Below are 22152 nucleotides of genomic sequence, written 5' to 3'. Positions count from 1 at the left end.
AAAGAAAAACAAAACTTAGGAGGTTTTTATGAATTTTAGTAATTTAATAGACAAAAATTTAATTGTTCTAGATTTAGATTCTTTAAACAAAAATGAAGTTATTGAAAAATTAGTAGATTTACTTGATGAAAATGGTGCTCTTATCAATAAGAATGAGTTTCTTGAAGCTGTTTTACTTAGAGAAACAAAATCTCCAACTGGATTAGAAGATGGCTTAGCTATTCCTCACGGGAAGTCTACTTCTGTTAAAACACCTAAAATTGCTGCTGCAAGACTAAAAAATAAAATTAAAGATTGGGAATCAGTTGATGAAAGTAATGAAGTCGATCTTGTATTTTTAATTGCTATTCCTGATGCAGAAAAAGGAACAACACATATTGAAGTTCTTTCAAATCTTACAACTCTTTTCATGGAGGATGGATTTATTGAATCTCTTAGAGACGCTAAAAATAAGGATGAGTTTTTAAATATCATTTTAAAAAATGATAAATCAGTACCTTTAAAAACTGAAACTATAAATCAAAAAGAGAGATCATTTGAAAACTCAACTAAAGAAAATAACTCATTTAAATTTCATCTAAATAAACTAAAAGAACATCTTCTTTTTGGAACTTCACATATGATTCCATTCATTGTCGCTGGAGGAGTTTTACTATCTCTTGCTGTAATGTTATCTGGAAAAGGTGCTGTGCCTGAAACTGGATTTTTAAAAGATATGGCTGATATGGGTATAGCTGGACTTACTCTTTTTACAGCTGTTCTTGGTGGATACATCGCTTACTCTATTGCTGATAAACCAGGTTTAGCACCAGGTATGATTGGTTCATGGATAGCAGTTCAAAATTATAAAACTGGATTCTTAGGAGCAATTATCGTTGGATTTATAGCTGGTTTCATTATTAACCTTCTTAAAAAAATCAAGCTTCCTGATAGTATGAAATCTTTAGGATCTATATTTATTTATCCTTTAATTGGAACATTTATAGTTTGTGGTATTGTAATGTGGGGAATAGGTATTCCAATAGCCGCTATGATGACAAGTATGAATACTTGGCTTGCTAGTATGGCTGGTAGTGGTAAAGTTGCTCTTGGAGCTATTTTAGGTGGAATGACAGCTTTTGATATGGGTGGACCTATTAATAAAGTTGCTACACTTTTTGCTCAAACTCAAGTTGATACTCAACCTTGGTTAATGGGTGGAGTTGGAATAGCTATTTGTACTCCTCCTCTTGGAATGGCTTTAGCTACTTTCTTATCTCCTAAAAAGTATACAAAAGATGAAAAAGAAGCTGGAAAAGCTGCTGCTATAATGGGATTAATCGGAATTAGTGAGGGGGCAATTCCTTTTGCTGCTGCTGACCCTATGAGAGTTTTACCTGCTATAGTTGCCGGTGGAGTTGTTGGAAACATTGTTGGATTTTTAATGAACTGTATCAATCATGCTCCTTGGGGAGGATGGATTGTTTTACCAGTAGTCGAAGGAAAATTTGGATACATCCTTGGAACTATTTTAGGAGCATTAACTACAGCTTTAATTGTTAATACTTTAAAACCTATAGCTCCTGAAACTTTAGAAGAAGAGATGGAAGAGTTAAATTACGAAGGTGTCGTAGATGAAGGTGAAGCAGACGTTTTAGCTATAACATCTTGTCCATCTGGAGTTGCTCACACATTCTTAGCTGCTAAAGCTTTAGAAAAGACAGCTGCTAAAATGGGTGTTAGAATAAAAGTTGAAACTCAAGGAGCTAATGGTATCGTAAATAGAATTACTCAAAAAGATATAGAAAATGCTAAAGTTGTAATCTTTGCACATGATGTAGCTATAAAAGAACCTCAAAGATTTAAAAATATAAAGACATTAGATGTTAAAACTAAAGTAGCAATTCAAGATCCTAAAAAATTAATTGAAGAGAGTTTAAAGATTTAATTTAAAAGAAGCCAACTAAAAAAACTTTAGTTGGCTTCTTTATATTTTATATGTTATTTTTTTCTAGAGATACTTGATCATTTTCATTTACATTATTTTTAATAGATGAGGTTGATTTCATAATTATAAAAATTCCTCCAGCTCCAAGAATAAAGTAAACAACATTAATTACTGTTAAAGAGTTTCCACCTGCTAATCCAACTTTTGATAAGATTGTATATACATAAGCAAGTCCTAACATTAAAATATATGATACTGGAAAAGCATATTTCCAATTTGATAAATCCACATGAGATTTATTCTCTTTTGGTAACTCATAAGGAACTTCTCTTTTCATAAAACTACCTAATATAACCATAAGCAATATATCAAATACAAATAATCCACCCATTACATGAACAAAGTTAAGATTTATTTTAAATATCCAAACCAAAGAAAAATATAGTGTAACGTGAGCTATTACTGTTATTCTTGCTGCTAAACCATTTATTGTTTTATTTAAAAAACCGACTGCTACAAGAGCTATTATAGGAATATTAAAGAATCCAGCAAATCTTTTTAAAAGTAAAAATAATCCATCTGATCCAGATTGTAACATAGGAGCAATAAGCATTGATACAATTGCTATTACTGTTCCTGATATTTTAGCAACTTTTATTAAATCATCATCTGAAATATTCTTTTTAAATATAGGTTTATAAAAATCATAACAGAATAAAGTTGCTGCACTATTTAAAAATGAATTAAAAGTACTTAATATTGCTCCAAATAAACATGCTGTAAAAAATCCTAGTAATGGCTTTGGTAAAACTTCTCTTACAAGAGTTGGATATGCCAAATCAATATTGTTTAAAGAGCTTCCAAATATATGAAACGATACTAATCCTGGTAAATTTAACATAAATGGTAGTGTTAATAGAAATACTCCTGCTATCAAAATACCTTTTTGTCCCTCAGCTAAACTTTTTGCTCCTAAAGCTCTTTGAATAATTGCTTGATTTGTAGCCCAATAAAAGAAATTAACAATCATTATTCCTGTAAAAATAGTTGTCCAAGGTACTGGATCAGTTGCTGCTCCCCAAGCATTTAATTTATCATAGTGAGTTGTTGTTATTTTACTAACTCCATCTAAAATACTTCCATCTCCTAAGTATTTTAAAGCAAAGAATGGAATCATTGCTCCCCCTATAATTAAAGCTAATCCATTTAATGTATCCGATACTGCTACAGCTTTTAGTCCACCAAAAATAGCGTAAATCCCTCCAATTATTCCTATTAACCAAACAATAACCCAAATAGACATATTAAAACTTATATTAAAAAGTCCTGGAATATCAAACATCTGTGAAAAAGCTATTGCTCCTGAATATAGTGCTCCTGGAATTAAAATAAATGTATACCCTACCATAAAAAGAAATGACATCATCTGTCTTGTCTGTCTATCATACCTAGCTTCAAAGAATTCTGGAATTGTTGTAAATCCACCTTTTAAATATCTCGGCAGAAGATAAAGTGCTAGAACACATAATGGAATAACTGATTGAACAGTCCATGCCATAATTGAAAAATTACTGATATAAGCTGAAGCGTTGGTTCCAATTAATTGTTCTGTTGATAAACTTGTTAAAACCATTGAAAATCCAATAACTACTCCTGACAGTCCCCTACCTGCTAAAAAATATCCTTGTGCTGAGTGTTCTTCATCCTTAGTTTTTAAATAAGATATGAAACCGATTAATGCTGTGACAAATACAAAACTTAAAATTGTCATTAACATATTATACACCTCCCATTTTTTATTACTCTATTTATACATTTTTTTTGAAAAACAAACAATATCTTAATTTTAACCATTATTTTTTTATAAAAAATGTAATGCTTTAAACTTCATACTAAATAAACACTTTTTACAAAGTTGTTATATTTGTTATGTTTATAAAAGACAAATAATTCTTGAAAAAAAATCATTTATATGATAAAAAATGAGCATAACAAATAATACAAATTTTAATACTCGAGGTGAGTAAAATAAAGAAAAATAGTAGTAATTACGAAAAAATTTATAAAGAACTTAAAAAAAGTATCGAAAAAGGAAAAATAAAAGAGTTTGAAAAACTTCCCACTGAGATGCAGCTATGTGAAAATTATGATGTCAGTCGAATTACTGTTCGTAAAGCCCTTGAAAAACTTGAGCAAGACAATCTTATACAAAAGATTAGAGGAAAGGGAACATTTGTCACACCAATGCCTATTGTTCAGAATAAATCAGGTTTAAATAAACTTTTTGATGATATAAAAAAATCTGGTAAAACGCCATACTCTAAAATTTTATCTATAGGAATTTTTTCTCCACCAGAAGAAATCCAAGAACAAATGGAAATTACAACTGAAAAAGTTCTCATTATTGAATGGATTAGATATGCTGATAACGAACCAGTTTTATATGAAAAAGTTCATTTTTTAGCAGAAAAGCTTCAAGGATTAGAAAAAATGGATTTATCTGATAAAAAACTTTATGATATTCTAGAAAAAAAATACGGAATAGTTTTTGAAAGAGGAGTTGAAAAATTTAGACCTTGCATATTAAATGACGATTTACAAAAACTTATGAAAATTAAAAACTGTAATTTAGGAATGGAAATTGAAAAGAAACTATGGTTTAATAATAAAATTTTTGAATATACTTTAGCATACATAAGAGGGGATAGATTTATATACACGACAGAATATAAAAAATAAATTTAAAGGAGTAGTAGATGGAAAATATAGCAATTATTTTATTAGATCAAATTCGTACTGATATGTTGGGGTGTTATGGGCATAATATTGTTAAAACTCCTAATATGAATAAATTAGCTGATGAAGGAGTTATTTTTGATAGGGCATATACTCCCGCATCTGTTTGTTGTCCAGCAAGAACATCACTTTTTACAGGGCAAATGCCAACAAATCATAAGATAATTAGAAATGTTGAAAAAGCTGAGGTACAAGATCCTAGCTTAAACAATCCAAATATAATTTCAGATTTAAAAGACCATAAAAAAATATATATTGGAAAGTGGCATGTTGGAGGAAATATTTTACCTAAAGACTTTGGATTTATTGGTCATAACTTCGATGGATATGGGTACCCTGGAAGTAATGTTTATGAGAATATGGTTTTTGATCAAGGACCTAAAAAAGAGGATAGATATGTAAAATGGTTAGAAGAAAAAGGATTTGAAACTCCTAAAGTTACAGATGAATATTTCGGAGAAAACCCTCATCTTAGAGTACAGGAACTTTGTGGAAAACTTCATTGTCCTAAAGAAGCTACTCTACCATTCTTTGTAGTTGACGAAGCTAAAAAAGAGATCTTACAAGCTAAGAAAGAGGGAAGACCATTTTTTATTTGGATGAACTTCTGGGGACCTCATACTCCATGTGTAGTTCCAGAACCTTATTACTCTATGTATAGTCCTGATGATGTAACTCTTGATAAAAGTTTCTATGAACCTTTAAAAAATAAGCCAAACCACTATAAAAGTATCTCTCAAATGTGGGGGATGTGGGATGCTAGTGAAGATAGATGGAAAGAGGTTATAACTAAATTCTGGGGATATATAACTTTAATTGATGATGCTCTTGGAGATTTCTTCCAATTCCTGAAAAATGAAGGACTTTATGATGATCTATTCTTAACAGTTACTGCTGATCATGGAGATGCTATGGGAGCTCACAAGATGATTGAAAAAGGTGAGTTTATGTTTGAAACTACCTATAGAATTCCAATGATTATAAAAGATCCTAAATCTCCTAGAAAGGGAGAGAGAGAAAATGCCATGGTTTACTTACATGATTTAACTCCTTCATGTAGTGATCTTATCAATGGTAATTACTCTGATTTCTTCGATGGAAAATCTCTTCTTCCACTACTAAGAAACGAAGCATACAATAAAAGAAATGGAATTTTAGGACAACTTTCTGGTCACTTCGTATCTTTTGAACAAAGAATGTGGAGAAACGAAAGATATAAAATTGTTTTTAATGCAACTGACCTTTGTGAGCTTTATGATTTAGAGAAAGATTCTGAAGAGATTAATAACTTATTCTATGATGAGCAATTTAAAGATCTTAAAAAACAAATGTTAAAAGAACTTTATTGTGAAATGGTTGAAATTAAAGATCCTTTAGCAAATTGGCTTTATAGAATCATTAACTATCTGTAAAATAATTTTTAGAAGAGTTTTAAAAACTCTTCTATTTTTTTATTTAAAAATATCTTGATTTTCAAAATATTTTATTATATAATCATCTTAACAATTACTAAGGAGGTTTATTTATGAATATTGGTATATTTTATGGAAGTACTACTGGAGTTACTGAACAAGTTGCAGAAAAATTAGGAAGTTTATTAAACGCAAAAGTATTTCACGCAGGTGATATCGAAAAGATTTTAGAATTTGATACTGCTATATTAGCAACTTCTACTTGGGGAATAGGAGATATACAGGATGATTGGATTGGACCTTTGGAAAAATTAAAAAGTTTAAATTTAGCTGGAAAAAAAATTGGAATTGTTGGAGTTGGAGATCAAGAGGCTTTCTCTTCTAGTTTCGTTAATGGAATGAGAGATTTATATATTGCTGCAACTGAGGCTAATGCAACTATTGTTGGATTAACTTCAACTGACGGATACTCTTTTGATGAGTCAACAGCTATTGAAAATGATAAGTTTATTGGTTTAGTTATTGATGAGTCAAATCAAAGTAACTTAACAGATGAAAGAATTGAAAAGTGGATTGTTAATTTTAAATAACTTATGGGGAGTGATTATATGTCAAAAAATAGATTTATTGAACTTTTGAATAAAGATATCTCTTCTGTAACAGATAATGAGAAAAATGAACTTCAAGAGTTTTTAAAAGAGATGAAAAAAAGTAGTTTTAAAGGGGCAAGTAATTAATATAAAAATGGCGTGGATATCACGCCATTTTATATTATTCTCCAAAATAAATTTTCAATAAAAGCTTTATATAATCCTCATCAGTTAATCTATTTGGATTATACTCTGTACATATATCTCCTTTTATATCTTCTAATATCTCTGGAATTTTAATTTTAAACTCTTCAAAGTTTATACCTAAATCTTTTAAAGATTTTTCTATTCCTAAATTTTCCTTTAGTTTTTTTACAAATCCATTAAATAGATTTTTTCCATTTTCATCATCAGTTGGATTAAAATCTAAAAGTTTTGCAAGCTCACTATATTTATTCCAAGCTTTTGTATTAACTTCAATTATATATGGCATTATTATAGCATTAGCTCTTCCATGAGATATGTGAAACTTCGCTCCAATAGAGTGTGCTACACTATGATTAATACCTAAAGATGAGTTATTAAAAGCTATTCCTGCCATACAAGAAGCATACTGTACATTTTCTCTTGGAAGCAGCAACTGTGGATTATTAAAGTGATTTACCAAATTCTCTTTAATAATTTTTATAGCTTCTTTAGCTGATGAATTTGTAAATGGTGTTGCTATTGTAGAAACATAAGCCTCTAGTGCATGAGTTAAAACATCCATACCCGTATCTGCAATTATTTTAGATGGAAGTGTTTTCATAAACTCTGGATTTAATATTGCTAAATCTGGTAACATCTCCTCATTAGCCAGTGCAATTTTTTTATCTCCTTTAGTTATAACACTATATGATGTAACTTCTGATCCTGTTCCACTTGTTGTTGGTATTGCTATAAAGTATGGCTTCTCTCTTTTTATTCTCAGTTCATCTTCTATTTTTAAATTAAAATATAAAATACCTTTACAAGCATCTATTGGCGAACCACCACCTAAACCAATTACACACTGTGGAGAAAAATAAACAATCTCTTTTAACCCTCTTTCAACTATTTCCACTGTTGGATTAGGAGTTACATCTTTAAATATTTTTACTTTTGAATCTTTAGGTAATTTCTCTAAAATTTTATCCACTATTTTTAAATCTACCATAGCTTTATCTGTTACTATAAGGTAACTTGAATATTTTAATGTTTTTAAACAGTCTAAAGAATCTTCACCTGATTTTATTTTTGGTTTTATGAAATATTCTCTCATAACCCCACCTACTTCTGTTCCATCCAGTTAGCTGGATAGACAACATAGATAAACTTAGCATATTCTGTAGCTTTAAACTTTATACTTGATCCCTTTGGAATTAAAAGGACATCTCCTTTTTCCCCTGTAATTGTTCTTCCATCTATTACAATTTCTAATTTACCCTCTATTACGTAATCAATTTCATCATAATTTAATGTCCAATCGAAAGTACTTTTTGTCATCTCCATCATACCTGCACCAATTCTAGGACTCTCTTCTAAAGAGAATAAATCTGTTACATAAACTTGATCTTGAGGATTTCCTGTATCAAACTTAACTTTCTCTATCTTTTCAGCTTTTACAACAGCTACACCAGATGGATCTACATACTTTATATTTTTCTCTCCTCTTAACTCTTTTTCTATAACTTTTCTGATTATTTTTTCTAGTTCTAACTCATCTATATTTATCATTTTGCTTCACCCTCTATATTTCTGAACATAAATTTTGCTAAAATAACTGCTGTTACTCCACCAACTAACTTTCCAACAACCATCGGGAATATCATTTGCGAATCTACTCCTGCAGTAAACCCTAAGTGATCTCCAAATACGAAAGCCGCACTTACAGCAAATGCTACGTTTATTACTTTACCTTTTTTATCCATCTCTTTCATTAATCCAAACATTGGGATATTGTTAGCAAGTGTTGCTACTAATCCTGCTGCTGCTTTTTCATTCATTCCCAATGACTCTCCAAGTTTTGTAAGTGGTTTATTTAAAACTTTTGTTAAGAATAATACTAACGGGAATGCACCAGCTAGTGTGATTGCAATACTTCCTACAATTTCAATACCATCTGTTATTGGAGCCATTCCTGGGATAACAACGATTCCTGTTAATGTTTCAATTATTGATGCAGCTAATCCAATTGTTATAACGATAACTACTCCTTTTCCAAAAATTGTGAATCCACTAGTCATCTTTTCAGGCATTTTCCAAAGACCTAAAGATATTAATGCTGAGAATATTATTATTGGAAGTATATTTGAAAGCACTAACTCTAATGAGAATCCTGCTGTTAATCCACCTGCTAAACAACCAATTGGAATTGTAATCATACCTGCTAATATACCTTTTGCCAAGTATGGTCTATCCTCTTTTTCAATTATTCCAAGTGCAACTGGAATTGTAAATACAAGAGTTGGTCCCATCATTGCCCCTAGTATTAACCCTGCAAATTTTCCAGCTTCAGGTGAAAGAGCTAGCTCCATTGCTAGTGGATATCCACCCATATCATTTGCCAATAATGTCGTAGCAAACATTGCTGGGTCTGCCCCAAGCATTGTATAAGCTGGAGAAATTATTGGACGAAGTATTTTGGCTAATACTGGAGCAAGTGATATTACTCCAACCATTGCTAGAGCTAGAGCACCCATTGCCATAATTCCCTCTTCAAACTTCTCACCATAACCAAATTTATTCCCTAAACACTTATCAATTGCTCCAATTACCATAAATAAAACCATTATATAAATGATAATTTCATTAATACCCATTATTTATACCCCCTTTAACTTTTTTTAAAACTTCACCGATTACTCTTTCATCTGATATATTAAAATCTTTAGTCAAAATCAATTTGATTCTTTCTTCTAAACTTTTACAACTATCAGATACATATCTAATTTTTACCCCTTTATTTTTTAAATAATCATTTACTTTAGGAAGAAGAATCATATCTTTTGACATATTTAATTCATCTCCTACTATAAACTCCTCTACATTTTCCAAGGTAATAAGTTTCTTTTTCATCTATTCACCTTCCTCAAATCCATCTATAATACCAATTGTTACTGCATCAATTGGTATACTTTCATTTTCTAAAACTTTTCTTGCTCCACTTCCTTTTGTTATAAGAACCATATCTCCTGTTCCAGCTCCAATATAATCACATACAACTATTTTTTCTCCGTTTTCAAGTTGAGCTATCATAAATTTTAAACCATTTAAAGACTCATCTTTCCTTGTTGCCCAAACATTTCCAATAATCTTTCCTATAACCATAAAATCACCCTTTTTTTATTTCTAAAGCTGAATTTTTTAAATATTCTTTGGCTGAGTCTGTTATAAAGATTTTATCTGAAACAACTATCTCATCTGTTGCTTCTCTTTCTATCTCTTTCACATCTTTTAGAGTCATAACTTTTTTGTCAAAATATTTTTTCCTTTTAGTATTATCCAAATGATCAAGAATTTCAATTTTTTTAATAATTTTTATTCCCATGTCTTTCAATTCTTTTTCATAACACAAATACTTATCGGTTATTTTTTTAATTTCACAATTATAACTTCGCCAAGATATTCCCTCCTCTATTAAATATATATTTTTATTTTTTAATAGAGATTTTATTATCAACTCTGTTTTTGGATTTATATATGTTGCATTTGAAATGGAAAATAACTCATCAATTTCCAATGAAAAAACTACTATTTTATTGCTTTCATCTGAAATCTCAAATCTTTTTTCTAACTCCTCTTTAAGTATTAAATCCTCTCCCAAAAGAGTTATTTTTTCTTTTATATTTTGTTCTTGTGAATCATTTTTTTCTCTTATATACTTTTCTATCTCTTTTCTTATAATATCTAGTAAATCATTTTCATTCATAAATTTCTCCATAAGAGTCTTTAGTTAAAAAACAAGCATTGGCCTCATCATAATCTATATGCATATTTAGAGAAAATCTATTATTCACTCTCACAACAACATCTTCAAAAATCATTGGTCTTAAACTACCACAAATTTTTACTTTTACTTTATCCTTATCTTTTAAGTTTAACCTTCTTGAATCTTCTTCTGTCATATGAATATGATTTTTAGCTACTATTACTCCCTCTTTTAACTTTAAGTATCTATCACCATTTGTTATTAAAATTCCTGGAGTATCTTTTGTGCTTCCAGATTCTCTTAAAACAGGAGTTACACCTAAAGTTCTAGCATCTGTTAATGAAAGTTCAACTTGAGTACTTCCTCTAAATGGTCCTAAAACTATTACTCCTTCTATTACCCCTTTTGGACCAACTAGTCTAACTCTTTCCTTACAAGCATATTGACCTGGTTGAGATAGATCTTTCACTTTATTAAACTGATATCTCTCTCCAAACAAAATCTCTGCATCCTCTTCTGAAAGGTGAATATGCCTACCTGAAGCTTCTATTGGAATTCTTTTCATATTTTTATATTCTTTTTGATTTAACTCTTTTTCTACAGCATCCTTTACTAATTTTACAATCTCATCGATTTCCATACTCTCCTGTCACCCCTCTTAACATCATTATATAGATAGCACTACTTAATCTATTTAGTGCTAATAGGATGTCTCTTCTTTCAATTGTTCCATTCTCTTTAACAAAAGCTTCTACACCTTTAATCTCTAGCTCTCTAGATAAGGCTCTCATCTCATTTAATTTTATAACTGGATAACTATCCTTTGAACATATTCCAAAGAGATGCTCTCTATTAAAATATTTTTTAGGATTGTGAGAGATATCTCTAATCTCATCTAAACTTTTTTCTAAAACCTTTATATCAACTAATGCCTCTCCTATAACTTCTGAAACTAAAATGTTTTTTATAAATTTTTCGATACTCTCTAAATCCTTTTGAAGTTTAGCATTTTTAACCTCTTCTAAATCCTTCATTAAAACTAACCAACGACTTTGAAAAGAATCTATTACACCTCTAAAAATTATTCTTTTATCATCTTTTTTTACTAAAACATTTCCATATATTTGAGTCATATACTCTGGTTTTTCAACATAAAGCTCTCCTAATATTCCTTTGTACTTAGGTTTTGATTCTTCATTCCTTATCTCTTTAAACTCTCTAGTCTCTTCAGTTTTTCCAGCTATTTTATCAACTACCTTTATATCTTTATCTATTAAAAATTGTCTTGCTGAAGGAGTTAAAATTGTTCCTTTTTCTAAAGAAATCTCTTTCATATTTTCATCTTTTTTATAAAGAGATCTTAATTTTTCCTCTGTTAGAACCATAAGTACCTCTCCTATCTATTTAATATATCTGCTACTATTTTCTTTACCATCTCTTCTAATTTATCTTGCGATGTTTCACAGCTTTTCTTTTCACCTTTTATATCTTCTAATTCTCTAACTCCCCAAGCTACTCTTCTTATATTTATAAGGTTTAATGGAGTTATATTATCAGAAGTTGAACTTCCTCCAACTGCACCGCATCCTAAAGTTAGTGCTGGAGCTAGATTAGTTGTTCCACCAATTCCACCTAAAGCACCTGGTGTATTAACTAAAAGTCTCGAAACTGGTTTTTTTAGAGCAAACTCTCTTATAACCATTTCATTCTCAGAGTGAATAACCATAGTATGCCCTTTTCCTTCTACATTTAATATTTCAATAGATCTTTCACATGCCTCTTCCCAACTGTTTTCAACATAAAATGCTAAAATTGGAGCTAATTTTTCTCTTGAGTATGGATTTCTTTTTGAAACTTCACACTCTTCTGAAATTAAAACTTTAGTGTCACATGGAACATTTATTCCCGCCATCTGTGCCAGTCTTAAAGCATTTTTACCTACAATTTGTGGATTCATCGTTCCATTACTTCTTAAAATGAAATTTGAAAGTTTTTTAGATTCTTCTGGATTTAAGAAATATCCACCTTGAGCTAATAGCTCCTCTTTCACTTGTTCTCTTATCACTTTTTCTACAATTATAGATTGTTCAGAAGCACATATAACACCATTATCAAAAGTCTTACTATCTATAATTCTCTTTACAGCTAATTTTATATTTGCACTTTTCTCTATAAATGCTGGCCCATTCCCTGGTCCAACTCCTATTGCTGGATTCCCTGAACTATATGCAGCTTTTACCATAGCTTCTCCACCAGTAGCTAAAATCAATGCTGTATCTTCATGTTTCATTAACTCCTCTGTTGCATCCATAGTTATTGTTTTTACTACACCTATTAATCCTTCAGGTGCTCCAGCTTTTTCTGCAATCTCTTTTAACAGATTAGCTGTTTCAATTATACAATTTTTAGCATTTGGATGAGGACTTACCACTATTCCATTTCCAGCTTTTAATGATATTAATGTTTTATAAATTGTTGTAGACGTCGGGTTTGTAGATGGAATTAATCCAGCTATAACACCTAAAGGAACACCAATCTCTAAAACTCCATTTTCATTTTTCAATTCACCGACTGTTTTCATGTTTTTTATATACTCATATACATATTCTGAAGCAAACTTATTTTTTAAAACTTTATCTTGCCAATTTCCAAAACCAGTTTCTTCTACAGCCATCTTAGCTAATTTTTCGCTGTATCCTTTTATTCCCTCTACTATAGAACATATAATACTATCTATTTTCTCTTGAGAAAATGTAGCATATATTTTCTGTGCTTCCTTTGATTTTCTTATTAAATCTCTTACCTCTTGTCTTGACATTAAATCTCTATCCATTTTGCCTCCCTATTAAAACTTAAATATAATCAAGTATGTTTTCAACTGGGTTATTTATTTTACTAATATCCATATATTTATAAGATGATCCTGTAACTAAAACTATTGCCTCATCTATAGAACTCGTTTCTCCTCCTACAACAAAATAACATTTTCCTGCTAGTGTCCATCCTAAAACTAATTTAACTATATCTACATCAACACTTTTAATCACATGATCTAAAACTTTAACACCATCAGCTATATTTAAAAATTCAACTACACCTATTGCTTTAAATTTCTTATCTTCTCTTTTTCTGTTCAAAGCTTCTAAAAGCTTTTCACTTACTCCAGAAATAACTTGTTTACAACGTTCTCCTGTTAAATCTTTCAATCCATCTTTAACTGAAGAGTTATCTCCATAAACTATAAAGTAATATTTTCCAGGACAAGTTACTCCAGCCTTATATATTTTCAATTCATTAAATTTTATAATTTTATCTAATTCCTCAATTCCCTTTGGAATACTATTAAATTCAACTATACCTAATGCCTTCATCTCTTCTCCTTTCATTATTTTTAGGGAGTGACTAATATGTCACTCCCTAATATTTTTCTACTTTGCTTCTTTTGGTAAAATTGCCTCTACATCTGAGTGTGGTCTTGGAATTACGTGAACAGATATTAACTCTCCAATTCTATCTGCTGCCGCTGCTCCAGCATCTGTTGCCGCTTTTACAGCTCCAACGTCTCCTCTAACTAAAACACTCACAAGTCCTCCTCCAACAATCTCTTTTCCTATTAAAGTTACGTTTGCTGCTTTTACCATTGCGTCTGCTGCCTCTATCGCTGCTACTAATCCTCTTGTTTCTACCATTCCTAATGCATTTAAAGTTGCCATAAATATCCTCTCCTTATCTATTTTTTAGTTTTATCTCTTCTATTCACTACTGGTTTTGCTTCTACTTCATCTACTATATCTTCTACTATAACTTCGTTTTCTTCTGGAAGCTCTACAATTATCTCTTCCTCGACTATCTCTTCTGTTGGAACCTCTTTTTTTTCTACAGTTTTATGTTCTCTTTTTTTTTCTAACATATTGTATACTTCTTCAGTTGGTCTTGGAATTACATGACTTCCCATATAAACTCCTAATCTTTTAACTGCTTCAGCTGCCGCTTCTACTGCAACCTTTACAGCTCCAACATCACCAACTATTTCAACTGTTACTATTCCACCTTTTACAAGATGTCTATTTAGTACCTCTACATCTGCCGTTTTACACGCCACATCTACAGCCTCTATCGCTCCAACCATTCCTCTTGTTTCAATCATTCCTAATGCTTTCATAATTTAAACAACTCCTTTTAGAACTTTAATGGATTTTGAGCAACGTATTTCACAGCGTCAGCAAAAGCATCACATGCTGCTTTACATGCTGATTGACTTCCTGTTAAAAGTCCTCCTCCAAAGTTAGTTTCTGATGGTGGTCCAAAGAAAGCTGCCAATCTTACATCTGCTGCTTTTAATGCCACATCAAGTGCATACATAGCCTCTAAAGGTGGTGCTATTAAATATGCTAAAGCTTCTCCCTCTGGTACCCCTGCAGTTTTTGACAGATAAGTTCCTGTTCTTGAAACACAGTGAGCGTAATATGCAATTGTATCGTCATCATTAGCACTATAGAAACATGCTTCATTTTCTATAAAATCTACTATTGCATTTAATCCACTTTTTACTTCAGCAGGTGTAGGTCCAGCTATTATTCCAATAACTTCTCCTGCTAATTTTGTATTTGCATTTGCTGCGCCACCATAAAATGATCTACCATAAACTACTTCAACTTCTGACATTTTTGTTGCATAATCTAATGCTGTATATGTTACATCATCACAATCTGCTGTAACTATTCCAATACTCTTATACCCTTTTGGAAGTTTGAACTCTTCCGCCATTTTATCATCTACATTTGGTATTAGCTTAACTGCTAAAACACTTGGTTTTATAGGATCGTTTGTCATTTTTTCCTCCTTATAATTTTAAATCTTGTCCGCTTGCTTTAGCGTCTAATATTTTCTTAATTATATGTGCCACATGTGCTCCTGCTTCCACTGCTGGAGTTCCTTTTTCATGTATGTTTGATACAACTGTTCTTTTAGCTTCTGGTATTCCTACATATCCTTTATATGTTATATATGCACTCATACTTTCTGCAGTTGCTAATCCTGGTCTCTCTCCAATTAATACACAAGTTACTGTTGCACCAAGTGTTTCAGCTACATCATCTGAAGCAGCAACTCTTCCATATTTCAAGAAAAATGGTGTTCCTGTATCTATTCCATAAGCTTTTAATCCATTTAATAGTGCCGGAAGTATATTTTCAACGTTAGCTTCTACTGCTGTTGAACTAAGACCATCTGAAACATAAACTTGAACTGTTGGGTTTTGTTTACATCTCTCTTTTAAAACCTTTACAGCTTCATCTGATAATCTTCTACCTAAATCTGGTCTTGTTATATACTCATCTTTAGAATTACATCTTGTTTGAACTGTAAATAGATTATTTTTAGCTAATACTTCATCTGAAACATCAGTAAATACAGCATCTTGTGCTGAAGCGTGGTCAGCTCTAAATCTTAACATTGTTGATGTTGTATATCTTGTTCCAGCTCTTCCAATTCCAACTCTTGCTGGAGTTTTTCTTTTATACTTTAATAACTCCTCTCTATTTTTTGGATTCACTACGTCTATAACTTCTCTCAAATCAATTTTAGTTATATCCTCTACCTCTTCCAAATTAGAAAGTGTTTTTTCAACTCTTTCTTTTACTTTTTCTAAAGCCTTTCCCTCTCCATCCATCTCTTTTAAAACTTGTGATATTATATCTTTCAACTCTTTTTCAGAAATCATTATTCTCTCCTCCTATAAAAATAGTGATGCATCTCCTGCAAGATTAGTTAAATTTCCATCCTCATCTCTGATACCTACTTTTTCTAGCCACTCCTCAAACTCTTTTATAGGTTTAACATTTAATGTTTCTCTTAAAGTTTGAATATCATGATATCCTGTAGTTTGGTAGTTTAACATAATATCATCTCCAGCTGGAACTCCCATAAAATAGTTACATCCAGCTGCTGTTAATAAAACAGCTAAGTTTTCAATATCGTTTTGATCTGCCTTCATATGGTTTGTATAACAAACGTCAACTCCCATAGATAATCCATGAAGTTTTCCCATAAAGTGATCTTCTAATCCAGCTCTTGTAACTTGCTTACTATCATAAAGATACTCTGGACCTATAAATCCAACTACGGTATTAACTATAAATGGATCGTATTTTTTAGCAAATCCATAACATCTTGCTTCCATTGTTAATTGATCTACACCATTATGTCCATCTGAAGAAAGTTCAGAACCTTGTCCTGTTTCAAAATACATTACATTTGGTCCTGCTGCTGTTCCGTGAGTTAGAGCTAGTTGTCTTGCTTCCTCTATCATATCTCCTGTTATTCCAAAAGCTTCATTTGATTTTTGTGATCCAGCTATACTTTGGAATATTAAATCTGTAGGAGCTCCTTTTCTTATAGCTTCCATTTGAGTAGTTACGTGAGCTAGTACACATATTTGTGTTGGTATATGGAATTTTTTCTTTATCTCATCAAATCTTTGTAAAACTCTAACAACACTATCGACAGTATCATCAACTGGGTTTAATCCTATTAAAGCATCTCCAACTCCGTAACTTAACCCTTCTAGTAGTGAAATCATTATTCCATCTGGATCATCTGTTGTATGGTTAGGTTGCAGTCTAGCTGCTAAAATTCCTTTTCCTCCAATTGTTGTGTTACAATGTTTTTTTACTTGAATTTTACTCGCCGCTCTAATTAAGTCTAAATTTGACATTAATTTTGTAACTGCTGATATCATCTCTGAAGTTAATCCTCTTCTTATCCACTGAATCTCTCTATCTCCATTTTCAGTAGCTAATAACCACTCTCTTAGCTCACCAACAGTCCATTCTTTTATCTCTTCATATACTTTTAAGTTTAGAGCGTCTATTATAATTCTTGTAACCTCATCTTGATCATAAGGAACTGCAGGATTCTCTTTAAACTCTTTAAGTTTTATATTAGATAATACCTCTTTTGCTGCCACTCTTTCCTTTGTACTTCTTGCTGCTATTCCAGCTAACTCATCACCTGATTTTTCTTCATTTGCTTTAGCCATAACATCATATAAATTTTCAAATACATAGTCTTGGCCAAAAAGTCTTGTGTGTAATCTCATCAAACTCACCCCAATCTATTTTTTTTATTTAATAACTTAAAACTAATGTCTTTACAATTACCGGTAACACACTTCCACTTCCAAGAGGAAGTCCAATATCTACAAAGTCACCATCATTAACTTTTATACTGTCTATACAAACTATTGGAATCCTATTTTCAGATTCTAATATTAAGCACTGTCCTAAAACTTTTCCTATGTCTTCCTCTACTATAATCACTAATCTTTTAAATCTTTTCATCACCTCGTATATATTTTTAGACATCTCTTGTATATCTTTATATTTAAGTCCTTTTCTACCACTTAATCCAATAGCTACATCTTGATATCCATCATCTGCTTTAAACCATTCTAATTTTTTTTCTAAAACTTTTACTAAATCTTTATAATCAAAATTTTTATCTGCATCATTTATTTTCAATATAGGAAGATTTTTTATTGGAAGAACCTCTTTAGCGTAACTTATTGTACTTCCACTTATTTCAGTTGTATGAGAACCTGCTCCTACAACTGTCGCTCTTATTGTTTCTCCCAATCTAACCATATTTATTTTTTCTTTTTCAAACTTTCTTTTTATACAAACTCCTAAAAGTGGACCGATATCATCATAGACATAGTAGTCTTTCTTTTCAGGTTCAGTGTAGATAAAATCAGCTACACCTCCTGAGAAACTAATAAATTCACCTTTCAACAGAGTTCTGTAATCTTTATCTGTTATGAGCAATCTATAATCTTCACTTTTAGGTTGAGTATTTTTCACTGCTTCTAAAAGAATTTCAGCTATTTTATCACATAAAATTTCTAAATCTCTTTCACTAGCAATCTCTCCAACTTTTAAACTTTTTAAATTCAATCTCTCAATAAGCTTTTCATATTTTTTAAAGATATACGCTATCTTCAAACTATTTTTTTCAAATTTTATTAATCTACCACCTATATCTAAACAAGTTGTATCCTCAACTTCACCCTTATCAAATAAAGAGATATTTGTCGTTCCACCACCTATATCTAAATTATAGATACTTGTATTATTCTCTTCTGAAAACTTCATAGCTCCGGAACCTTTTCCAGATATTATACTTTCTAAATCTGGCCCAGCTGTTGCTACGACAAAATCTCCAGCCATTCCACTTAAAGCTTTTAGTACCTCTCTAGCATTACTTTTTCTAGCTGTTTCTCCAGTTATTATTACCGCTCCAGTACTTATCTTTTCTCTTGGAACTTTAGAAGCTTCATACTCATCTTTTAAGATTTTTTTTAAAGCTTCTATATCAATCTCATAAGAATTTACAAGTGGTGTTGTGTAGATTTTACTTCTATAAAAAATCTCTTTGTCCACAATTTTTATTTGAGGAACTCTTGCTCCAGAAGATAGATTTTCTAAAGTTATTTTCGAAAAAACTAACTGAGTTGTAGATGTTCCAATATCAATTCCCACACTTATAATCTCTTCCTTCACTAAATTTACCTCCTAATTAGAACAAAAAAAGCTAAAGAAATATAGTTACCCACTATATTCTTTAGCTTCTTTGCTATTTTAAAATATACAACCTTGTATATTTAATATTCATTTTTTATTTCAAACTTAACTGTTGTACCTTTTCCTACTTCACTTTTTATTTCAAAACTACCTTTTAACTGCTCTTTTATTATTTTTTCAACTATCATTAATCCCAAACCAGAAGATGATATCTTTTCTTGAGGAATTCCGACCCCATTGTCAGAAATTGTAATTCTTGAAAAGAAGTGATCTTTCTGAATAAATATTTTTACCTTTCCGGCTACATCGTCTGGAAAAGCATAATCTACTATATTTTGGATAATCTCATTTATAACTAAAGCAATCGCCGTAGCCTTCTCAGATGAGATATTAAAGTTATCTCCAATAATAGTAAACTCTATTTTTTCTTTTTTGTCAATAGTTTTTGTTGAATAATTTTTGTATATTAAGTCAACTATTTCTCTGATATTAAGATTATCGAATCCTTTTTCGGACAAAACTTCATGTGTTATTGCTATACTTAAAATCCGACTGATAGTTTCATCTAAGATTTTTTTAACCTCTCTATTTTTAGATCTTCTACTTTGAATCCGTAATAAACTAGCAATTGTTTGCAAATTATTTTTTACTCTATGGTGTATCTCTTTTATCGCCACAGATTTTAAAATTATCTCTTGCTCTTTACTTTTCTCTTGGGTTATATCTCTAACTATCATAATCACATTTTGCCTTTTTTTATTTTCTAGTGTTGCAAAATAACTAACTGATAAAACCATATCTAATATACTTATTTCAACTACATCTATTTTTTTATTTTGTAATATATTATTAAACTCTACGCTGTTGATAACTATATTTTGAAATGTTTCTCCTACAATATTTTTTCCAAACCCCATTTTTTCATAAATAGATTTAGCTACTCCATTGGCGTAAGTTACAGTTTCATTGTTATTAAAGATAACTATTCCATCTTTTATAAGTTCTGGTATTGTGTATCTAGTTTCTAAAAAACTGCTCATTAACTCTTCAGGAGTTTCTACATCTCCTATTTTTAAAAGAGTTTTCTTTTTATCAGAATGTTCTAATATTAAAACACCTATTATTTCATTACTTTCATTTTTTATAGCAATTACATTTTGTAAAACGGTTTCTCCCTCTTGAGTTATAGCTTTATAATTTTTAGATGGCATTCCTGTTTGTAAAGTTCTTAAAACAGCTGGTTCATTTTTATAAAGAGCTACTTCTCCAGCTATATTCTTAGAATACATACTCCCTGTTTCAGGTTTTGAGTGATGAACAACTAAAGCTTTCTCTCCATCTTTTGTAGGACAGTCTATAAATGTATCCACACCTAAGACGTTACTTAAAATTATAGCTGTTTCCTCTAATTTTTGTATTTTCTCTATATCTTGCGTCGTTAGAGTAGCACACATTTTACAATAGGTTTTTATCATAACAACTCTCCAGTAGTATTTATAATTTCAGATAATTGGCAAATTGAAATTCTCTTTTCCATACTTATCCTTCTTATTTTTGTATATGCTTCATCCTCAGTTAAAGAGTATTTACACATTAAAATACCTTTAGCTTTCTCTAGCATCTTTCTCTCTTTTAATTTTCTTTCACTTAATTCTAAAGCATTTTTTAATTTTATTTTTTCACTGTAATTTTTATATAATAGATCCATCTGTGATAGAAGAATCTTTTCATCTAACGGTTTTATTAAATATCCTGACACATCATATTCAGTAGCTTCTTTTATATAGTTTTCCATACTATAAGCTGTTAGCATAATTATGCAATTTTTATACTCCTTTTCTTTCAGAATTTTTGCTACATTCGTTCCTAAAAGAAATGGCATTTTTAAATCTAAAAGTAAAATATCTGGTGTATGTCTTAGTGCTAATTCAACAGCTTCCAATCCATCTTTAGCTTCTCCTAAAACATCATATTCATTTTCTCTTAACATCTCTACAAGATCCATTCTTATTAAAGAATCATCCTCTGCTACAACAACGGTTTTTCTCATTAACTCACCTCAAAAAAGTTTTTAAGCACTCCACTCCCTTTAAACTTTTTAAGTCTAAATGAAAGATCTTTTCAACTCCTGCATTCTCTAGTATCTTTTCGGCGTCTTTACAATTTTCCTCTAAATCAATTTTAGTTATTGCCCCCAAGACTTTTTTTCCTAGAAACATACTCGCAAAATTTGGTGGATATAGATTCTCCTCATCTGTTGCTGATTGAATTAATATTATGATATCTGCATCTATAGAAACAACATTCAAAGCTTTATAATACACTTTATTTTCTAAATATTCTCCTGGTGTATCAATTATCTTTCCCGCATAATCTACCATCTGTGTTTTTTTGTACTCAACTTTTTGATTATTTAAAATTTGAGTCAATGTTGTTTTTCCACTTCCAGTTTTCCCTACTAACATTATTTTCATATCTTAAGACCTCGAAATATTTGTAACTGAAAAATTTAAAGATGCTTTTAAGTATTGCATAATTGCTTCTAAAGAACTTTCTATACTTGAAACATCTCCTGTTATAACTAAAGTTCCACTAAATCTATCTAAAAACCCTATCTCTATCGCTCCTGATTTAGTTGCTATATCTGCTGCTATTATAGCTGCTTCTCCTGGAGTTATTGTTAATATTCCTATAGCATTTTTATTTTCAACGTTCAATCCCATTTTTTTATAAATATCTAAGTTTGGATGAGCTATTAGATGTGCTAGTGTTACTTGCTTTCCTGGTACATACTCCTGAATCATTCTAACTTTTTCCATGGTTATACCTCTTTTGTTTTTATTTTACTTCATTTGTTTACAATTAAATCACAAACATTGACTTTTTTCAAGAATAAAAA

General features: G+C 30.6%; 26 protein-coding genes. 5 read left to right on the top strand and 21 right to left on the bottom strand.

Going from position 1 to position 22152, the window contains the following annotated elements:
- The first annotated feature begins 28 nt into the window (after positions 1-28).
- Positions 29-1927, top strand: coding sequence for a PTS fructose transporter subunit EIIC (locus MKD34_RS10115; protein WP_240221314.1), 1899 nt, complete (start codon positions 29-31; stop codon positions 1925-1927).
- A gap of 46 nt (positions 1928-1973) precedes the next feature.
- Here the strand turns inward: MKD34_RS10115 and MKD34_RS10110 are convergent, their stop codons facing one another.
- The gene (locus tag MKD34_RS10110; protein WP_240221312.1) at positions 1974-3704 is read right to left on the bottom strand and encodes a solute:sodium symporter family transporter; all 1731 of its coding nucleotides are present in this window, start codon (positions 3702-3704) and stop codon (positions 1974-1976) included.
- A 242-nt stretch (positions 3705-3946) separates the two neighbouring features.
- Here MKD34_RS10110 and MKD34_RS10105 point away from each other — a divergent pair, with 242 nt between their 5' ends.
- From MKD34_RS10105 to MKD34_RS14095, 4 genes are all read left to right on the top strand, one after another.
- On the top strand, positions 3947-4666 hold the full coding sequence (locus MKD34_RS10105) for a GntR family transcriptional regulator (protein ID WP_240221310.1): 720 nt from the start codon (positions 3947-3949) through the stop codon (positions 4664-4666).
- Positions 4667-4683: 17 nt separating this feature from the next.
- On the top strand, positions 4684-6135 hold the full coding sequence (locus MKD34_RS10100; RefSeq protein ID WP_240221308.1) for a sulfatase-like hydrolase/transferase: 1452 nt from the start codon (positions 4684-4686) through the stop codon (positions 6133-6135).
- A gap of 113 nt (positions 6136-6248) precedes the next feature.
- Positions 6249-6725, top strand: a complete 477-nt coding sequence (locus MKD34_RS10095) for a flavodoxin (RefSeq protein ID WP_240221306.1) — start codon at positions 6249-6251, stop codon at positions 6723-6725.
- Positions 6726-6743: 18 nt separating this feature from the next.
- Positions 6744-6872: a hypothetical protein gene (locus MKD34_RS14095; protein WP_257163181.1), complete on the top strand. Its 129-nt coding sequence runs from the start codon at positions 6744-6746 to the stop codon at positions 6870-6872.
- A gap of 34 nt (positions 6873-6906) precedes the next feature.
- Here MKD34_RS14095 and MKD34_RS10090 read toward each other — a convergent pair whose 3' ends face one another.
- The 20 genes from MKD34_RS10090 to eutS form a co-directional block, all read right to left on the bottom strand.
- On the bottom strand, positions 6907-8025 hold the full coding sequence (locus MKD34_RS10090; RefSeq protein ID WP_240221305.1) for a 1-propanol dehydrogenase PduQ: 1119 nt from the start codon (positions 8023-8025) through the stop codon (positions 6907-6909).
- An 8-nt stretch (positions 8026-8033) separates the two neighbouring features.
- Complete coding sequence (locus MKD34_RS10085; protein ID WP_274722640.1) at positions 8034-8480, bottom strand: cupin domain-containing protein; 447 nt, start codon at positions 8478-8480, stop codon at positions 8034-8036.
- On the bottom strand, positions 8477-9565 hold the full coding sequence (gene eutH, locus MKD34_RS10080; RefSeq protein WP_023050585.1) for an ethanolamine utilization protein EutH: 1089 nt from the start codon (positions 9563-9565) through the stop codon (positions 8477-8479). The genes MKD34_RS10085 and eutH overlap by 4 nt, the downstream gene beginning before the upstream one ends.
- A complete protein-coding gene (locus tag MKD34_RS10075; RefSeq protein WP_023050584.1) occupies positions 9555-9821 on the bottom strand; it encodes a hypothetical protein in 267 nt (88 codons plus the stop codon). The genes eutH and MKD34_RS10075 overlap by 11 nt, the downstream gene beginning before the upstream one ends.
- A complete protein-coding gene (locus tag MKD34_RS10070) occupies positions 9822-10073 on the bottom strand; it encodes a EutN/CcmL family microcompartment protein (protein ID WP_023050583.1) in 252 nt (83 codons plus the stop codon).
- Between the two features lie 4 nt (positions 10074-10077).
- Positions 10078-10674, bottom strand: a complete 597-nt coding sequence (locus MKD34_RS10065) for a hypothetical protein (protein ID WP_240221303.1) — start codon at positions 10672-10674, stop codon at positions 10078-10080.
- Positions 10667-11314, bottom strand: coding sequence for a phosphate propanoyltransferase (locus MKD34_RS10060; protein ID WP_240221301.1), 648 nt, complete (start codon positions 11312-11314; stop codon positions 10667-10669). The genes MKD34_RS10065 and MKD34_RS10060 overlap by 8 nt, the downstream gene beginning before the upstream one ends.
- Positions 11301-12059: an ethanolamine utilization protein gene (locus MKD34_RS10055; RefSeq protein WP_240221299.1), complete on the bottom strand. Its 759-nt coding sequence runs from the start codon at positions 12057-12059 to the stop codon at positions 11301-11303. The genes MKD34_RS10060 and MKD34_RS10055 overlap by 14 nt, the downstream gene beginning before the upstream one ends.
- A gap of 11 nt (positions 12060-12070) precedes the next feature.
- Positions 12071-13507, bottom strand: coding sequence for an acetaldehyde dehydrogenase (acetylating) (locus MKD34_RS10050; RefSeq protein WP_240221298.1), 1437 nt, complete (start codon positions 13505-13507; stop codon positions 12071-12073).
- A 19-nt stretch (positions 13508-13526) separates the two neighbouring features.
- A complete protein-coding gene (locus tag MKD34_RS10045) occupies positions 13527-14045 on the bottom strand; it encodes a BMC domain-containing protein (RefSeq protein WP_170207986.1) in 519 nt (172 codons plus the stop codon).
- Between the two features lie 57 nt (positions 14046-14102).
- Entirely contained in the window at positions 14103-14387 is a 285-nt protein-coding gene (eutM, locus tag MKD34_RS10040) for an ethanolamine utilization microcompartment protein EutM (protein ID WP_023050577.1), read from the bottom strand.
- A gap of 17 nt (positions 14388-14404) precedes the next feature.
- A complete protein-coding gene (locus MKD34_RS10035) occupies positions 14405-14836 on the bottom strand; it encodes a BMC domain-containing protein (protein WP_240221296.1) in 432 nt (143 codons plus the stop codon).
- A gap of 17 nt (positions 14837-14853) precedes the next feature.
- Entirely contained in the window at positions 14854-15507 is a 654-nt protein-coding gene (gene eutL / locus MKD34_RS10030) for an ethanolamine utilization microcompartment protein EutL (protein WP_023050575.1), read from the bottom strand.
- Between the two features lie 10 nt (positions 15508-15517).
- Entirely contained in the window at positions 15518-16396 is an 879-nt protein-coding gene (gene eutC, locus MKD34_RS10025) for an ethanolamine ammonia-lyase subunit EutC (protein WP_240221294.1), read from the bottom strand.
- A gap of 12 nt (positions 16397-16408) precedes the next feature.
- Positions 16409-17773: an ethanolamine ammonia-lyase subunit EutB gene (locus MKD34_RS10020; RefSeq protein WP_240221293.1), complete on the bottom strand. Its 1365-nt coding sequence runs from the start codon at positions 17771-17773 to the stop codon at positions 16409-16411.
- Positions 17774-17801: 28 nt separating this feature from the next.
- Complete coding sequence (eutA, locus tag MKD34_RS10015; protein WP_240221291.1) at positions 17802-19232, bottom strand: ethanolamine ammonia-lyase reactivating factor EutA; 1431 nt, start codon at positions 19230-19232, stop codon at positions 17802-17804.
- A gap of 101 nt (positions 19233-19333) precedes the next feature.
- Positions 19334-20728, bottom strand: coding sequence for a sensor histidine kinase (locus MKD34_RS10010; protein WP_240221289.1), 1395 nt, complete (start codon positions 20726-20728; stop codon positions 19334-19336).
- The gene (locus tag MKD34_RS10005) at positions 20725-21303 is read right to left on the bottom strand and encodes an ANTAR domain-containing response regulator (protein WP_240221287.1); all 579 of its coding nucleotides are present in this window, start codon (positions 21301-21303) and stop codon (positions 20725-20727) included. Before MKD34_RS10005 ends, MKD34_RS10010 begins: the two co-directional genes overlap by 4 nt.
- Before the next feature lie 4 nt (positions 21304-21307).
- Positions 21308-21727, bottom strand: a complete 420-nt coding sequence (locus MKD34_RS10000; protein ID WP_240221286.1) for a EutP/PduV family microcompartment system protein — start codon at positions 21725-21727, stop codon at positions 21308-21310.
- Between the two features lie 3 nt (positions 21728-21730).
- Positions 21731-22072, bottom strand: a complete 342-nt coding sequence (eutS, locus tag MKD34_RS09995) for an ethanolamine utilization microcompartment protein EutS (RefSeq protein WP_240221284.1) — start codon at positions 22070-22072, stop codon at positions 21731-21733.
- Positions 22073-22152 lie beyond the last annotated feature (80 nt).

The sequence above is a fragment of the Cetobacterium somerae genome (assembly GCF_022430525.1).
Lineage (GTDB): Bacteria > Fusobacteriota > Fusobacteriia > Fusobacteriales > Fusobacteriaceae > Cetobacterium_A.
The sequence above is the reverse complement of the archived record's forward strand: the minus strand, read 5'-3'. Positions and strand labels throughout refer to the sequence as shown.

Excerpts from the sequence above, each read along its gene's own strand:
- MKD34_RS10115 (WP_240221314.1), top strand. The coding sequence starts at position 29 with ATGAATTTTAGTAATTTAATAGACAAAAATTTAATTGTTCTAGATTTA.
- MKD34_RS10110 (WP_240221312.1), bottom strand. The coding sequence starts at position 3,704 with ATGTTAATGACAATTTTAAGTTTTGTATTTGTCACAGCATTAATCGGT.
- MKD34_RS10100 (WP_240221308.1), top strand. The coding sequence starts at position 4,684 with ATGGAAAATATAGCAATTATTTTATTAGATCAAATTCGTACTGATATG.
- MKD34_RS10095 (WP_240221306.1), top strand. The coding sequence starts at position 6,249 with ATGAATATTGGTATATTTTATGGAAGTACTACTGGAGTTACTGAACAA.
- MKD34_RS14095 (WP_257163181.1), top strand. The coding sequence starts at position 6,744 with ATGTCAAAAAATAGATTTATTGAACTTTTGAATAAAGATATCTCTTCT.
- MKD34_RS10090 (WP_240221305.1), bottom strand. The coding sequence starts at position 8,025 with ATGAGAGAATATTTCATAAAACCAAAAATAAAATCAGGTGAAGATTCT.
- MKD34_RS10085 (WP_274722640.1), bottom strand. The coding sequence starts at position 8,480 with ATGATAAATATAGATGAGTTAGAACTAGAAAAAATAATCAGAAAAGTT.
- eutH (WP_023050585.1), bottom strand. The coding sequence starts at position 9,565 with ATGGGTATTAATGAAATTATCATTTATATAATGGTTTTATTTATGGTA.
- MKD34_RS10075 (WP_023050584.1), bottom strand. The coding sequence starts at position 9,821 with ATGAAAAAGAAACTTATTACCTTGGAAAATGTAGAGGAGTTTATAGTA.
- MKD34_RS10070 (WP_023050583.1), bottom strand. The coding sequence starts at position 10,073 with ATGGTTATAGGAAAGATTATTGGAAATGTTTGGGCAACAAGGAAAGAT.
- MKD34_RS10065 (WP_240221303.1), bottom strand. The coding sequence starts at position 10,674 with ATGAATGAAAATGATTTACTAGATATTATAAGAAAAGAGATAGAAAAG.
- MKD34_RS10060 (WP_240221301.1), bottom strand. The coding sequence starts at position 11,314 with ATGGAAATCGATGAGATTGTAAAATTAGTAAAGGATGCTGTAGAAAAA.
- MKD34_RS10055 (WP_240221299.1), bottom strand. The coding sequence starts at position 12,059 with ATGGTTCTAACAGAGGAAAAATTAAGATCTCTTTATAAAAAAGATGAA.
- MKD34_RS10050 (WP_240221298.1), bottom strand. The coding sequence starts at position 13,507 with ATGGATAGAGATTTAATGTCAAGACAAGAGGTAAGAGATTTAATAAGA.
- MKD34_RS10045 (WP_170207986.1), bottom strand. The coding sequence starts at position 14,045 with ATGAAGGCATTAGGTATAGTTGAATTTAATAGTATTCCAAAGGGAATT.
- eutM (WP_023050577.1), bottom strand. The coding sequence starts at position 14,387 with ATGGCAACTTTAAATGCATTAGGAATGGTAGAAACAAGAGGATTAGTA.
- MKD34_RS10035 (WP_240221296.1), bottom strand. The coding sequence starts at position 14,836 with ATGAAAGCATTAGGAATGATTGAAACAAGAGGAATGGTTGGAGCGATA.
- eutL (WP_023050575.1), bottom strand. The coding sequence starts at position 15,507 with ATGACAAACGATCCTATAAAACCAAGTGTTTTAGCAGTTAAGCTAATA.
- eutC (WP_240221294.1), bottom strand. The coding sequence starts at position 16,396 with ATGATTTCTGAAAAAGAGTTGAAAGATATAATATCACAAGTTTTAAAA.
- MKD34_RS10020 (WP_240221293.1), bottom strand. The coding sequence starts at position 17,773 with ATGAGATTACACACAAGACTTTTTGGCCAAGACTATGTATTTGAAAAT.
- MKD34_RS10010 (WP_240221289.1), bottom strand. The coding sequence starts at position 20,728 with ATGATAAAAACCTATTGTAAAATGTGTGCTACTCTAACGACGCAAGAT.
- MKD34_RS10005 (WP_240221287.1), bottom strand. The coding sequence starts at position 21,303 with ATGAGAAAAACCGTTGTTGTAGCAGAGGATGATTCTTTAATAAGAATG.
- MKD34_RS10000 (WP_240221286.1), bottom strand. The coding sequence starts at position 21,727 with ATGAAAATAATGTTAGTAGGGAAAACTGGAAGTGGAAAAACAACATTG.
- eutS (WP_240221284.1), bottom strand. The coding sequence starts at position 22,072 with ATGGAAAAAGTTAGAATGATTCAGGAGTATGTACCAGGAAAGCAAGTA.